Genomic DNA, 12959 nt, shown 5'->3' with positions numbered 1-12959 from the left:
GCGGGCGTTGTTCTATGGTTCGCGCGCCGGTCCGGCCAGAAAGTCAGGAAAGACAAATCCCAGAAATGTCCGCGCTCGATACCGTCCTCGTTCCGATCAACCGGGCCGGCTGGCCCTTCATCGCCATCTTCGCCGTCGTCACGGCGGTGCTCGCCTTCGTCGCCGAACCGCTGGGGTGGATCGGGGCGATCGCGACCGCGTGGTGCGCCTATTTCTTCCGCGACCCCGACCGCGTCGTCCCATCCCGCGAGGGGCTGCTGGTGGCGCCGGCCGACGGCACCGTGCAGATGATCGTCCCGGCGGTGCCGCCGCGCGAGCTGGGCATGGGCGACGAGCCGCGGGTCCGCGTCTCGATCTTCCTCAACGTCTTCAACGTCCACATCAACCGGACGCCGGCGACGGGGACCGTCGAGACCGTCGCCTACCACCCCGGCAAGTTCCTGAACGCCGCCCTCGACAAGGCGAGCGAGGAGAACGAGCGCGCGGCGGTCCGGCTGAGGCTGGACGACGGCCGGGACGTCGCCTTCGTGCAGATCGCCGGGTTGATCGCGCGCCGGATCATCTGCCGGCTGGAGAACGGCCAGCGGGTCGCGGCCGGCGAGCGCTACGGCCTGATCCGGTTCGGCAGCCGCACCGACCTGTTCCTGCCGCCGGGCGTCCAGCCGCAGGTGATCGTCGGCCAGAAGACGATCGGGGGCGAGACCGTGATCGCCGACCTGACGTCGACCGAGCCGCCGCGACGAGGAGAGGTCCGCTGATGAGATTGCGCCGCCGCCATGTCCGTCCCGTCCAGCGGCCGCCCCGGCTCAAGGGGCTGTCGCTCAACCGGCTGCTGCCGAACGTCCTGACCCTGCTGGCGCTGTGCGCGGGCGTCACCGGCATCCGCTTCGCGGTCCACGGGGCGTTCCAGGCGGCGGTGGTGGCGATCATGATCGCGGCCGTGCTCGACACGCTCGACGGGAGGATCGCCCGGCTGCTCAACGGGCAGAGCAAGTTCGGCGCGGAGCTCGACAGCCTGTCGGACGTGATCAGCTTCGGCGTCGCGCCGGCGATGATCCTGTACCTGTGGGAGCTGTCGGCGGCGGGCACCTTCGGCTGGATCTCGGTCCTGGCGCTGTGCGTCTGCGCGGCGCTGCGCCTCGCGCGGTTCAACACCAAGCTCGGCGAGAGCGACCTGCCGCCCTACGCCTACAACTACTTCACCGGCGTGCCGGCCCCGGCCGGCGCCGGCTTGGCCGTGCTGCCGGTCGTGATCTCGTTCGAGGCCGGGGAGGGGGTGTTCGGCAGCCCGTGGTTCGTCGTGCCCTGGGTGCTGGTGGTGGCGCTGCTGATGGTGAGCGAGCTGCCGACCTTCTCGCTGAAGGGCGTGCGGATCCCGCAGCGCTGGGTCGTCCCGGTGCTGGCCGGAATCGGCCTGCTGACCGCGGCGCTAGTCAGCCGGCCGTGGCTGACGCTGGCGCTGATCGGCATCGGCTATGCCGCGAGCCTGCCCTTCAGCTACCGGCAGTACCACCTGCTGCGCGCGCAGGCCCAGCGCCTCCAGGACGAGCTGGAGGCCAATGCCGAGGACCTTCCCGAGGAGGAGGAGACCGGGCCGCGGGCCCCGGGCGCCTGAGCCGCGGGCGATGCTGGACGCGCGCCTGCGCCAGATCGTCGATCCCCCGCTGGTCCGGGCGGGCGCTTGGCTGGCCGGGCGCGGCGTCGGCGCGGACGCGGTCACGGTCGCGGGATTCGCGCTCGGCCTGGGCGGGGCGGCGGCGCTGGCGCTGCAGGCCTACGGCGCAGCACTGGTCCTGATCGCGCTGAACCGGCTGTTCGACGGGCTGGACGGCGCGGTCGCGCGCCGGGCGGGGCCAAGCGACCTCGGCGGCTATCTCGACATCACCCTGGACTTCGTCTTCTACGGCGCGATCCCGCTCGGCTTCGCGCTCGGCAGGCCCGAGGACGCGCTGGCGGCGGCGTTCCTGGTCTTCAGCTTCGTTGGCACCGGCACCAGCTTCCTCGCCTATGCCGCGATCGCGGCCAAGCGCGGCCTGACGACGGAGCTGCGCGGGCCGAAGAGCCTCTACTATCTCGGCGGGCTGACGGAGGGGACGGAGACGATCGCGCTGTTCGTCGCGATCTGCCTGTGGCCGGACGCGTTCGCCTGGCTGGCCTGGGGGTTCGGCGCGCTGTGCTGGGTCACCACCGCGACCCGGGTCGCGGCGGCGGTGCGGGCGTTCAGGCAGTAGGGGATGATAACGTCCGCACATTCCGCAGGCTGGCGCCCTCGCCCTTGACGGCGCTCAGCGTGCCGTCGGTCTCCAGGACCACGGCTTCCACGTCGGAGAGATCCGCGACGCCCTGGGAGCGCAGGGCGGCCAGGATCTCGACCTCGGTGACGCGCTCGGCCCGGAGCGCACCATGCAGGAAGCGGCCGCGGTGGAAGAGCAGGGAGGGTTCCGCCTTCACCAGCGCCTGGAAGCCGGACGAGCGGGCCGACAGCCAGGTGATCGCGAACTGCAGGAAGATCAGCAGGGCCAGCGCCAGCACCCCCTCGGCCAGCGCCGTCCGGCTGTCGAGCAGGATCGTCGCCAGGGTGGAGCCGAGGGCCACCGTCACGACGAAGTCGAAGGCGTTCAGCTTCGACAGCGTCCGCTTGCCCGAGACCCGCAGGATGAGCACCAGCGCCACATAGGCGAGCGTGCCGACGATCGCGGTCCGCCACAGACCTTCCCAGTCATCGAAGAACATGCCTCTCCCTTGCTACTGTCCCACGGCTATTCCGCGGCCTCGCGGAAGCGACCCTCCCGGTCCTGGTTGGCGGCCCGCTCGGCCCGCGCCTCGCGCCGGCGACGGCGCCAGTCCCCGACATTGGCCCGCACCATCAGCGCGCAGGGCGTGAAGACCAGCGTGAGGACGGTCGAGAAGCCGAGGCCGAACACGATCGCCGTCGCGAGGCTGGTCCACCACTGCGTCGACGGCGCGCCGACCGAGACCTGCCGGGTCACGAAGTCGATGTTGACCTGCAGCGCCATCGGCACCAGGCCCAGCATCGTCGTGACCGTCGTCAGCATCACCGGGCGAAGACGCTGGGCGCCCGTGCGCAGGATCGCGTCCCGCGCGCTCGGAAACTGCTTCTTCAGGTGGTCGTAGGTGTCGATCAGGACGATGTTGTTGTTGACCACGATGCCCGCCAGCGCGATCACGCCGATGCCCGTCATCACGATGCCGAAGGGCTGCCCGGTCACGATCAGCCCGATCATCACCCCGATCGTCGACATGATGATCGCGGTCAGGATCAGGACCGTGCTGTAGAAGCTGTTGAACTGGGTCAGCAGGATCACCGCAATCAGGAACAGCGCCACGAGGAAGGCGTTCCCGAGAAAGGCCTGGCTCTCGCGCTGCTCCTCGTCCTGGCCGCCGAACTCGACCTTCACGCCGGGGTCGAGCGGGTTCGCCTGCAGCCATGCCCGCATCTCGCGGATCTTGTCGTCGGCCAGCGTGCCCGGCGGCACGTCGGCCGCGATCTCGAGCACGCGCTGGCCGCCGATGCGCTCCAGGCTGCCGACCTGCTGGACGGCCGTGCGCCGGACGAAGTTGGACACCGGCACCACGCCCTGCGCCGTGCGGATGCGCAGGTCGTCGAGCCGGTCGAGCGAGCGCCAGTCCGCGGGATAGCGCGCGACGATGTCGATCTCCTCCTTGCTGTCGTCGGGGCGGTAGGAGCCGAGCTGCAGCCCGTTGGTGACGAGGCGCACCGCGTCGCCGACGGCGCTGACGTCGAGGCCGAACTTGGCCGCCTGCGCCCGGTCGACCTCCAGCTTCCACTCGATCCCGGGCAGGGGCAGGTTGTCCTCGACGTCGACCAGGCCGCCGATCTCCCGCATGCCGCGGCGGACATGCTCGATCGCGGCGGGAAGTTCGGCGGGGTTGCGCGAGGTCAGCTCGAGGGCCACCGGCTTGCCAACCGGCGGGCCGCCTTCCTGCTTGCGCGTCTCGACCTCGATGCCGGCGATCCCGGCCGTGCGCTCGCGGATGTCGGCCAGGATCACGTCGGCGGGGCGCCGCTCGGTCCAGTCGCGGAACTCCACGGTGATCTGGCCGACCACGTCCTCGGGCAGGTCCTCGCCGAAGCCGCCGCCTTCCCGGCTCCGGCCGACGCGGGTGTAGACGCTGTCGAACTCGTCGAGCTCGAGCACGCGCCCCTCCACCTCGCGGACCAGCGCGTCCTTCTCGTAGGTCGACAGGTTGCCGCGGGCGTGGACCATCACGATCGCGGTGTTGGGCTCGATCTCCGGAAAGAACTCGAAGCCGTTGCCGTGCGTCGCGTAATAGAACTGGACGCCGAACAGCAGCGCGAAGGTCGCGGCGATGATCTTCAGGGGATGGCGCAACGTCGCGTCGAGGATGCGGACATAGCCGCCGACCGGGCCGCCGACCTCGCGCAGGTCGCCGCCCTCGCTGGCGGCCAGCGCCTTCATGGTGCGGGGATCCGCCGCCCCCGGCTTGCCGACGAAGGCGCCGAGCGTCGGCAGGAAGATCAGCGCCATCACCAGCGACGCAGACAGCGTCGCGATCAGCGTGATCGGCAGGAACTTCATGAACTCGCCGACGACGCCCGGCCAGAACAGCAGCGGCAGGAAGGCCGCCAGCGTCGTCATGGTGGACGCGATGATCGGCCAGGCCATGCGCTTGGAGGCCAGCGCGTAGGCGGTGCGCCGGTCGAGCCCTTCCGACATCTTGCGGTCGGCGAACTCCGTCACGACGATCGCGCCGTCGACCAGCATGCCGACCGCGAGGATCAGCGAGAACAGCACCACGACGTTGATGGTCAGGCCCATCAGGTAGACGATCAGGATGCCGGTCAGGAACGAGCCCGGGATCGCCATGCCGACCAGCAGGCCCGAGCGCACGCCGAGCGCGCCGATGCACACCACCATGACCAGCAGCACGGCGCTGATCACGTTGTTCTGCAGGTCGGTCAGCATGGTGCGGATGTCGGTCGAGCGGTCCTGGGAATAGGTGACGTCGACGCCCTCGGGCCAGAAGGCGCGCTCGGCCTCCACCGTGGCCTTCACCCGCTCGATGGTGTCGATGATGTTCTCGCCGGACCGCTTGACCACTTCGAGCCCGACCGCCCGCTCGCCGCCGAGGCGCGCGAAGGTGTCGGGGTCCTTGAAGGTGCGCCGGATCTCCGCGATGTCGCGGACGCGCACCACGGCGTCGCCGACGACCTTGACCGGCATGTCCCAGATGTCGCGCACGTCCTCGAACAGGCCGGGCACCTTGATCGCGAACCGGCCCTGGCCGGTGTCGAGGTTGCCCGCCGCGACCAGCCGGTTGGAGCGGTTGAAGAACTGGATCAGCTCGGCCGCGTCGAGGCCGTAGCTCTCCGCGACCAGCGGGTCGATCACCACCTCGACCAGCTCGTCCCGGTCGCCCGCGATGTCCGCACGCAGGACCGGGGGCAGGGCCTGGAGGTCGTCCTGCAGGTCGCGGGCGAGGCGGAGCAGCGTGCGTTCGGGCAGGTCGCCCGACAGCGTCACGACGACGACCGGGAACAGGCTGAGATTGACCTCGTTGACGGTCGGCTCGTCCGCTTCCGCCGGCAGGTCGGCGCGCGCGAGATCCACCTTCGTGCGCACGTCCTCCAGGGCCTTGTCGGCGTCGAAGCCGGCCTCGAACTCGAGGATCACGTTCGCCCCGCCCTGGTAGGCGGTCGAGCGCATCTCCTTCACCCCCTCGATGCTGCGCACTTCGGTCTCGATCGGGCGCGCCAGCAGGCGTTCCGCATCCTCGGGCGAGATGCCCTCGTAATGGGCCGAGACGTAGATCATGGGGATATTGATGTCGGGGTCGGATTCCTTCGGAATCGTGGAATAGGCGTACAACCCCGCCAGGAACAGCAGCAGGAGCGTCGCCAGGACGGTGCGCGAGCGGCTGAGCGCCGCCTCGATGATCGCGTTCATGTCAGCGGGCCTCCGCAGCCGTCGCAGCCGTCGCGGCCGCCGCGGTCGCGGCCACCGGACGGACCTTCTGGCCGGGAACCACGAATTCCTGGCCGACGGTGATGAGGGTCGCGTCTTCGGGCAGGCCGGCCAGCCACATGCCCGTCGGCGTGTCCTTCAGGATCCGCACCGGCTGGAAGCGGACGACGTCGTCCCCGTCGACCAGCTTCACGCCGATCGTGCCGTCGTCGGCCAGCGTCAGCACGGCCGGCGAGACCTGGTGGGCCATGCGCTGCGCCACCGGGATGCGGAGCTGGGCGGTCAGCCCCTCCGGGATGCGGTTGCCGGGGTTCGCCAGCTCCAGCTCGACGCGGAAGGTGCGGGTGGCGGGGTCGGCCGTCGCCGAGACGTAGGTGATCCTGCCCTCGGCCTCGGTGCCGTCGATCATGCGGGCATGGCCGACGCCGCCGCGCTCGACGATGGCGACGTCGCGCTCGGTCACGAAGCCGACGATGCGGATCGGGTCCAGGTCGACCACCGTCCCCACGGCGTCGCCGTCGTTGAGGTAGTCGCCGAGCTCGACCGGGCGTTCGTCGAGGACGCCGTCGAACGGGGCGCGGATCGCGGTCCGGGCGAGCTCGATCTCGGCGCGGGCGACCTCGGCCTGGGCCGCTTCGAGCTGGGCCTTGGCCTCGGCGACGCGCACCTCGCTCTGGAAGCCCCGCTCGCCGAGCTGCGAGGCGGCGTCGTATTCGAGCCGCCGCTGCGCCAGCAGGGCACGGGCGCGTTCGAGGTCCGTTTCGCGGCTCTCGGTGGCGAGCCGGACGACCACGGTCCCGGCCTCGACCGGCTGCCCGCGCGCGACCGCCACCTCGGCGACGCGGCCGCTGGTCTCGGCGCGGAGCTCGACCCGCCGGGCGGCACTGGTATGGCCGCTGAGCACGACGTCGTTGACCATCGGCTCCGCCTGCAGCCGCGCGACGCGCACGGTCGGGACGGCCGCCTCCCCGGGAGCCTCGGCTTCGGTCTGCCCGGCCGGCGCTTCGGGGGCGGTCGCGGCGGTCAGCTCGACCTGGCCGGACAGGACCCACAGCGCCGTGGCGGCGGCGATCACGAGGGCGATGACGTAGGAGATCTTCATGGTCTCGGTTCCAGGCGCGTCAGTCGGCGGCTTCGTCGTCCGGCAGCGCCGCGCCGATCAGCTCGTGCCGGTGGGTTTCGAGGTAGTCGGCGGCAGCGCGGTACACGGCCGTGCCGAGGCCGAGGACGAACCGCTCGCCCGGCGGCATGTCGGGCGTGTCGCAGCCCTTCATCTGGTCCAGCATGCGCCGGTACAGGGCGAGCCGCGTGTCGATCAGCCGGTCGAGATGCGCCGGGGGCAGCCGGTGGCCGAAGAACGCGATGAAGGTGAAGTCCGAGCGCACCTTGTCGGGCGCCGGATCGCGCATCAGCTCCGCCAGCAGCGTCGCCCGGCCCTTGACCGTGATCGCGTAGACCTTGCGGTCCGGCCGCTGCTGGTCGCCCGGTGCGTCCACGGCCTCGATCAGGCCGTCCTCGCTGAGGCGGCGCAGCGCCGGATAGATCGACCCGTAGCCCGCGTCGTAGAAATGGGCGAACGGCCCTTCGTCGAACTGCTTGCGGATCTCGTAGCCGGTGGCGCTGCCGCAGCTCAACACGCCGAGGCAGAGGGTCTTCACGTCCATGGGGTGCGCTCCGGCCGCCGTGGCGGCCAAAAATATCTCGGTCCGATATATATCGGGCCGATATATAGCGAGTTTCGAATGAAAGGCCAGACCGAATTGGGGCGCTGTGACGCGGCGCACAGGGCAGGCGTATGCGGTCCGGTACGCAATTGCGTATCGGATTATGCCTAAATTTTGGAACTTATGATCGCGAGGATGTGGCGGAAGGGTCGCGCATCCCAGAGGGGCGCAGGAGGATCAATGCAGGATCCGGTCGCCGGAAGCCCCGCCCGTTCCCGTCCCGTCGCCGAGTCGTTCCCGGATTTCCGCCAGTTCGACGGAGAGCTGGCGCTGTGAACGCGTCAGCGCGCCGAGACGCCCTTCGGCCTCGGCTTGGTCGCGGCGGAGCGCTTCGATGCCGTCCGCGATGCGGCGGGCATGCTGTGCCTGGCGGTCGGCGATCTCGTCCAGCCGCCGGTGGAGGTGCCGGCGCAGGTCGTAGGCGACGACGGTCATCACCGCGACGCAGACGGTCCCGGCGACGAGCGCCACGACCGCGAATGTCGAAAGCCAGTCCATGACCATACCCGCCCCGCCGATCCATCCGGAACGGGGGGAGGATAGCAGTGCCGCGCGCCCGAGTCCCGGACAGTCAGGCCTCGGGGCGAGCCGCCGGTCAGACCACGCCGTTTACCGGCGGCGGGGAGACCGTGACCCGGAAGTCGCGGAGGTGGTCGCCGAAGGCGCGGATCACCGTGTCGAACTGGCGGACCAGCGCCGGCGTGACATGCGCGTCGGTCTTGAGGATGATCTCCGGCGCCTGGGCCATCAGGCGGTCGGCCCGCATCGGCCCCACCTTGTCGTCCAGGAACATCGCCAGGCCCATCACGATGCCGAGGCTGACTTCGTCCGGCTTCGCGGGATCGGCGAGGACGGCGTGCAGTTCCTGGAGCACGGTGTAGGCGAGGATGGACGTGCGCTCGATGACGTCGTCTTCTTGCACCATCGGGTAGGATCCGTCGTGCGGGTTGGACTCACCCCGCGACGCTATCGCCTTCCGGTAACCGAATCGTTAACGAGCCGAAACGAACTGCTCAGCCGTGAAGTTTCCTCACACGGACCTCGCCGTCGGCGCGCGCCGTGACGCGCAGGCGGAGTGCCGGCCGTTCGCTGCCGTCGTTCGGGCGCATGTTGATGATGTCGCCGACCGACAGCCGGTGCTCGGCGTCCGCGATGACGCCGTCGGCGACCTCGCTCATGTCCGCGAGGTCGGCGAAGCAGGTCCAGATCGTGCCGTTGGGCGTGCAGGCGTCGCGGCGCAGGTGGTGCAGCGGCCCGGCGGTGGTGGTGCGTCTGAACAGGGGCATGACGGACCTCGGATCTCAGGTTCGGCCGCGGCGGCTCAAGGCGAGGGCGCCGAACGGCAGTACCGCGAACGCCGCGGCGGCGAGCAGCAGGAGGCCGCGCGAGGGCTTCGCATGGCCGGTATGCCAGCCTCCATGGGCGCCGGTCCCCTCGCGCATCGGCTCGAACAGGGCCCCGGAATGCGGCGCCTCCCTCTCGGGCGAGCGGGGCCTGCCGAGGCGCGCGGCGGCCAGAGGGAAGGCGAGGCGCGGGCCGATCGCCCCGCCGAGTGCCGCGAGCCTCGCGGCCCGGCCGACCGCCACCTCGTCCCGGGGGTGGACCGCCAGTCCGACCACGGCCGCGGCAACCGCCTCGGGCGAGGTGACCGGCTCCCCCGGCCGGACCCGGCGCCCGGAGAAGTTCGCCGCGTGCTGGTAGAAGGGCGTGTCGACCGCGCCGGTAACGACGGTGCAGACGCGGATGCCGGGCTGGTCGCGCAGTTCCTCCCGCAGGGCGGCGGCGAGGCCGAGCACTCCCGCCTGGCTCGCCACGTAGGCGGCCGCCTCCCGCTCCCCGACGCGCCCGGCGACGGAAGCCAGCGTTACCAGGGTGCCGGAACCCTGGCGCCGGAAGCGGCGTATCGCGGTGCGCGCGCCGAAGGCCGCGCCCAGCAGGTTGGTCTCGACGACCTGGTACCAGACCTCGGCCGGCAGGTCCTCCAGCCGGCCGAAAGCGCCGACGCCGGCCGCGTGGACCCACAGGTCGAGGCGGCCGTAGGTCTCCATCGCCGCATGGGCGAGGTGCTCGACCTCCTCCTCCACGGTGACGTCGGTCGGTACCGCGATCGCCGGGGCGCCGGCGGTGATGCATTCCCGCACGGCCCGGTCGAGAGGGGCGGCGCGCCGCGCCGCCAGGACGAGCCGCGTTCCCCGATCCGCGAACGCGCGGGCGACCGCACGCCCGACGCCGCTGGACGCTCCCGTCACGACCGCGACCCGATCACGGACCGGCCGAACCATGTTCCCTCCCGATGGGGCTGCGAGGCATTGGAAAACAGGGGCGGCGAGGGAAAGGTTGCGGCGCTCCCGACCATCGGCATGCCGGCCGGCCGGGCTTTCCCTTCCTGGTTGCAACGGCCGCCGTGTTTACCGTTCCTTCACCAGCGTCGCGCTAGCGTGGGATCATGCTCGTCAAAGCTCCGGACGACGGCTCGGCGGGGAGGCCTCTCCCGGTTGCGGGCAGCGATCTCACGCCCACCTCGTTCGACGGGGTCTTCGGGCTTGCGGTGGATGGCGTCCTGGTCGTCGACCTGATCGAGGCGGACGGAGCCTGGCAGATCGTCTACGCCAACCAGGCTTGGGCCGAGATGGTCGGCGAGCCGACCCGGGCCGACATGGTCGGCGAGCCGCACGCGCCGATTCCCGCCCGGGAGCTGCCGCTCGCCGACGGGCGGGAGCAGCGGGGCGCGCGGGACCGCGTCGCGTCCATGATGGCCTCGGGGATCGGGGCCGGGCGGGCGGCGCGCGAGGAGCTGTGCCTGCGGCGGCGCGACGGCGGCGACCTGTGGGCCGAGGTGTCGGTGCGCCCGCTGCAGCCGATGCGCCTCCTCGTCGAGCTGCGCGACGTCGGCAGCCGCCGGGCGGCGGAAGCCGCGCGCCTGAGCGCCGCGTACGAGCGGCTGGACGAGGTCGTGGGGAGCATCGAGGAGGGGTTCGGCCTCTGGGACCCGGAGGACCGCCTCGTGCTCGCGAACGAGCCGTTCCGCCAGCTCTTTCCCGCCACGGCGGACCTGATCCGGCCGGGCGTCGCCTTCGAGCAGGTGCTGCGCGCCAATATGGGGCAGGGGTGCTACGACATCCCCGGCGATCCGGAGGCATGGCTCGCGGCGCGGCTCGCCAGGCGGACCCGGCAGACGACGATCCAGGAGATCGCGCTGCACGACGGCCGGCGCTACCGCGTGACCGAACGCAAGACCCCGAACGGGTCGACCGTGACCATCTGGGTCGACATCACGGCGCTGAAGAAGGCGGAGCAGCGGCTCCGCGATGCGATCGACAGCGTCAGCGAGGGGTTCATCCTGTTCGACGCCGACGAGCGCCTCGTCCTGTGCAACGAACGCTACCCCGAACTCAACGGCGTCCAGGGCGACCGCATCGTCCCCGGCGTCACCTTCCTCGAACTGCTGCCGTCATGCGCCGGCCACGTGGCCCAGCCCGCGGGGGCGCCGCAGGAGGCCTGGGACGCGGAGCGGCTCCGGCTGTTCCGGGAGGGCGGCAGCTACGAGCAGGAGACGGCGGACGGCCGCTGGCTGCTCGGGAGCTTCCGGCGGACCGCCGAGGGCGGGACGGTCGGCGTGCAGACCGACGTGACGCTGATCAAGCAGCAGGAGATCGCGCTGCGCCGCAGCGAGGAGAAGCTGCGGGCCTATGTCGGCGAGCTGGAGGCCGTCCGCCGCCTGCTGGAGGCGAAGACCACGGCGCTGTCGGAGCTGGCCGCGCGGTTCATGGCGGCCCGCGACTCCGCCGAGGAGGCGAGCCGCAGCAAGTCGCGCTTCCTCGCCATGATGAGCCACGAGCTGCGAACGCCGCTCAACGCCGTGATCGGGTTCTCCGAGGTGATCGAGCGGCAGGCGCTCGGCCCGGTCGGCGTTCCCCGCTACGTGGAATACGCGCGCGACATGCGCAACAGCGGGCGCCATCTGCTGGACCTGATCAACGACATCCTCGACATGTCGAAGATCGAAGCGGGCAAGTACGAGCTGCACTGCGAGCGGGTCGACCCGCGCGAGATCATCCGCCATTGCACGCGCATGGTCCGCCTGCGCGCCGAGGAGGCCGAGATCCAGTTCACGAAGATCGTCGACGAGAACCTGCCGGCGATCGAGGCCGACCCCCGGGCCCTGAAGCAGATCCTGCTGAACCTCCTGTCCAACGCGATCAAGTTCACGCGGCGGGGCGGATCGGTGACGGTCGCGGCAACCGCCGCCGCGGGGCGGCTGGAAATCCGGGTCGAGGATACCGGCATCGGGATCCCCGCCGACAGCCTGGCCCGGATCGGCCGGCCCTTCGAGCAGGTCGACAACGAATACACGCGCGCGCACGCCGGGACGGGACTCGGCCTCGCCCTGACGCGCTCGCTGGTGGAGATGCACGGCGGCACGCTCGCCATCGAGAGCGAACCCGGGTCCGGCACCCGGGTATCGGTGGTGCTTCCGGTCACGGCATGAGCCGGGGCGGGGGCATGCCGCGACCGGCAGGCTCCGCCCGATCCCCCTAGTCCAGCCGTTCGCGGCCGGGGGCATCGGACCCGAAGTTGGAGTAGACGAGCTCCAGTCGGGGGTCCTCGGCGAGGCCGGCCGGAGTCACGATCCGCTGATCGCGGATGAGCGACCAGCAGGCGTCCCGGTCGAGCCGGCGGGCCTTGCAGTCGGGATGCTCGCTCCAATTGGACAGGAGGAGTGCCCGGCCCTCCGGCGTATCGAAGTCGAGGTCGCCGATGCGGCGCAGCCCGCCAAGCTCGACGCCGGCCGCCTTGAAGCCGAGATACACGAGTTCGGCGCCGTAGAGCGCGGACGGATCGAGGCGATGGAAAGGGTCGAAGGGGTAGGCCAGGTACTCGTAGGCGCCGAGCACGGCGGGATGGTACCAGTCTCCCTCCTCTAGCCCCTCGTAGCGGTAGACGGCGTAGCGCCCGCCAACGCCGCGTGCGACGAAGTCGTCGACGGGGATTTCCTCGACGCCATGCGGAGCCGCCTGCACGACATGCGGGCCGCCGCCCGTGCCCCGGACGATGCCCACATGGGTGAAGCGGCTGCCCGTCGCCCGCCCGAGCGCATCCGCCTCCGGGCCCGTCGTCTCCTGGAAGATGAGGTCGCCCCCTTCGAAGCCCTCCCATATCTCCGCCGATCGTGCGGCCTGCGCCGATCCCGCGAGAACGAGCAGCGCCGCTACGAGACGCCGTGCGGTCATCCGATCTCCTCCTGGCCGGGTCATGGCTCCGCCCC

The 12959-nt window shown here is 71.0% G+C and carries 13 protein-coding genes; 4 read left to right on the top strand and 9 right to left on the bottom strand.

Features of this window, described 5'->3' with window-relative positions; translation table 11 throughout:
- Nucleotides 1-14 precede the first annotated feature (14 nt).
- From VGO20_RS00745 to VGO20_RS00735, 3 genes are read left to right on the top strand one after another with little or no spacing between them, the layout of a single operon-like run.
- Entirely contained in the window at nucleotides 15-758 is a 744-nt protein-coding gene (locus VGO20_RS00745; protein WP_414639760.1) for a phosphatidylserine decarboxylase, read from the top strand.
- Nucleotides 758-1615 (top strand): CDP-diacylglycerol--serine O-phosphatidyltransferase, encoded by an 858-nt coding sequence (pssA, locus tag VGO20_RS00740; RefSeq protein ID WP_327500360.1) that lies wholly within the window; start codon nucleotides 758-760, stop codon nucleotides 1613-1615. The genes VGO20_RS00745 and pssA overlap by 1 nt, the downstream gene beginning before the upstream one ends.
- 10 nt (nucleotides 1616-1625) lie before the next feature.
- A complete protein-coding gene (locus tag VGO20_RS00735) occupies nucleotides 1626-2231 on the top strand; it encodes a CDP-alcohol phosphatidyltransferase family protein (RefSeq protein ID WP_327500359.1) in 606 nt (201 codons plus the stop codon).
- Here the strand turns inward: VGO20_RS00735 and VGO20_RS00730 are convergent.
- The 8 genes from VGO20_RS00730 to VGO20_RS00695 all read right to left on the bottom strand — a co-directional run bounded on the left by VGO20_RS00730 (nucleotide 2221) and on the right by VGO20_RS00695 (nucleotide 9975).
- On the bottom strand, nucleotides 2221-2733 hold the full coding sequence (locus VGO20_RS00730; protein ID WP_327500358.1) for a DUF421 domain-containing protein: 513 nt from the start codon (nucleotides 2731-2733) through the stop codon (nucleotides 2221-2223). The genes VGO20_RS00735 and VGO20_RS00730 overlap by 11 nt on opposite strands.
- A gap of 26 nt (nucleotides 2734-2759) precedes the next feature.
- On the bottom strand, nucleotides 2760-5951 hold the full coding sequence (locus tag VGO20_RS00725) for an efflux RND transporter permease subunit (protein WP_327500357.1): 3192 nt from the start codon (nucleotides 5949-5951) through the stop codon (nucleotides 2760-2762).
- A gap of 1 nt (nucleotide 5952) precedes the next feature.
- Nucleotides 5953-7071, bottom strand: a complete 1119-nt coding sequence (locus VGO20_RS00720; RefSeq protein ID WP_327500356.1) for an efflux RND transporter periplasmic adaptor subunit — start codon at nucleotides 7069-7071, stop codon at nucleotides 5953-5955.
- Nucleotides 7072-7090: 19 nt separating this feature from the next.
- On the bottom strand, nucleotides 7091-7633 hold the full coding sequence (locus VGO20_RS00715; RefSeq protein WP_327500355.1) for a PadR family transcriptional regulator: 543 nt from the start codon (nucleotides 7631-7633) through the stop codon (nucleotides 7091-7093).
- A 237-nt stretch (nucleotides 7634-7870) separates the two neighbouring features.
- A complete protein-coding gene (locus VGO20_RS00710) occupies nucleotides 7871-8191 on the bottom strand; it encodes a hypothetical protein (RefSeq protein WP_327500354.1) in 321 nt (106 codons plus the stop codon).
- Nucleotides 8192-8288: 97 nt separating this feature from the next.
- Nucleotides 8289-8618: a hypothetical protein gene (locus tag VGO20_RS00705; RefSeq protein ID WP_327500353.1), complete on the bottom strand. Its 330-nt coding sequence runs from the start codon at nucleotides 8616-8618 to the stop codon at nucleotides 8289-8291.
- A gap of 88 nt (nucleotides 8619-8706) precedes the next feature.
- On the bottom strand, nucleotides 8707-8979 hold the full coding sequence (locus VGO20_RS00700) for a hypothetical protein (protein WP_327500352.1): 273 nt from the start codon (nucleotides 8977-8979) through the stop codon (nucleotides 8707-8709).
- A gap of 15 nt (nucleotides 8980-8994) precedes the next feature.
- Entirely contained in the window at nucleotides 8995-9975 is a 981-nt protein-coding gene (locus VGO20_RS00695; RefSeq protein WP_327500351.1) for an SDR family NAD(P)-dependent oxidoreductase, read from the bottom strand.
- 164 nt (nucleotides 9976-10139) lie between these two features.
- On the opposite strand from VGO20_RS00695, the gene VGO20_RS00690 reads away from it, so the two are divergent.
- Nucleotides 10140-12182, top strand: coding sequence for a sensor histidine kinase (locus tag VGO20_RS00690; protein ID WP_327500350.1), 2043 nt, complete (start codon nucleotides 10140-10142; stop codon nucleotides 12180-12182).
- Between the two features lie 46 nt (nucleotides 12183-12228).
- Here the strand turns inward: VGO20_RS00690 and VGO20_RS00685 are convergent, their stop codons facing one another.
- Complete coding sequence (locus VGO20_RS00685) at nucleotides 12229-12924, bottom strand: YiiX/YebB-like N1pC/P60 family cysteine hydrolase (RefSeq protein WP_327500349.1); 696 nt, start codon at nucleotides 12922-12924, stop codon at nucleotides 12229-12231.
- Between the last annotated feature and the right edge of the window lie 35 nt (nucleotides 12925-12959).

The organism is Arenibaculum sp., from assembly GCF_035998295.1.
Lineage (GTDB): Bacteria > Pseudomonadota > Alphaproteobacteria > Azospirillales > Azospirillaceae > DASYHS01.
The sequence above is the reverse complement of the archived record's forward strand: the minus strand, read 5'-3'. Positions and strand labels throughout refer to the sequence as shown.

Bases quoted from the DNA above. Each gene is read 5' to 3' on its own strand.
- VGO20_RS00730 (WP_327500358.1), bottom strand. From the start codon at position 2,733: ATGTTCTTCGATGACTGGGAAGGTCTGTGGCGGACCGCGATCGTCGGC.
- VGO20_RS00715 (WP_327500355.1), bottom strand. From the start codon at position 7,633: ATGGACGTGAAGACCCTCTGCCTCGGCGTGTTGAGCTGCGGCAGCGCC.
- VGO20_RS00700 (WP_327500352.1), bottom strand. From the start codon at position 8,979: ATGCCCCTGTTCAGACGCACCACCACCGCCGGGCCGCTGCACCACCTG.
- VGO20_RS00685 (WP_327500349.1), bottom strand. From the start codon at position 12,924: ATGACCGCACGGCGTCTCGTAGCGGCGCTGCTCGTTCTCGCGGGATCG.
- VGO20_RS00720 (WP_327500356.1), bottom strand. From the start codon at position 7,071: ATGAAGATCTCCTACGTCATCGCCCTCGTGATCGCCGCCGCCACGGCG.
- VGO20_RS00725 (WP_327500357.1), bottom strand. From the start codon at position 5,951: ATGAACGCGATCATCGAGGCGGCGCTCAGCCGCTCGCGCACCGTCCTG.
- pssA (WP_327500360.1), top strand. From the start codon at position 758: ATGAGATTGCGCCGCCGCCATGTCCGTCCCGTCCAGCGGCCGCCCCGG.
- VGO20_RS00710 (WP_327500354.1), bottom strand. From the start codon at position 8,191: ATGGACTGGCTTTCGACATTCGCGGTCGTGGCGCTCGTCGCCGGGACC.
- VGO20_RS00705 (WP_327500353.1), bottom strand. From the start codon at position 8,618: ATGGTGCAAGAAGACGACGTCATCGAGCGCACGTCCATCCTCGCCTAC.
- VGO20_RS00735 (WP_327500359.1), top strand. From the start codon at position 1,626: ATGCTGGACGCGCGCCTGCGCCAGATCGTCGATCCCCCGCTGGTCCGG.
- VGO20_RS00695 (WP_327500351.1), bottom strand. From the start codon at position 9,975: ATGGTTCGGCCGGTCCGTGATCGGGTCGCGGTCGTGACGGGAGCGTCC.
- VGO20_RS00690 (WP_327500350.1), top strand. From the start codon at position 10,140: ATGCTCGTCAAAGCTCCGGACGACGGCTCGGCGGGGAGGCCTCTCCCG.
- VGO20_RS00745 (WP_414639760.1), top strand. From the start codon at position 15: ATGGTTCGCGCGCCGGTCCGGCCAGAAAGTCAGGAAAGACAAATCCCA.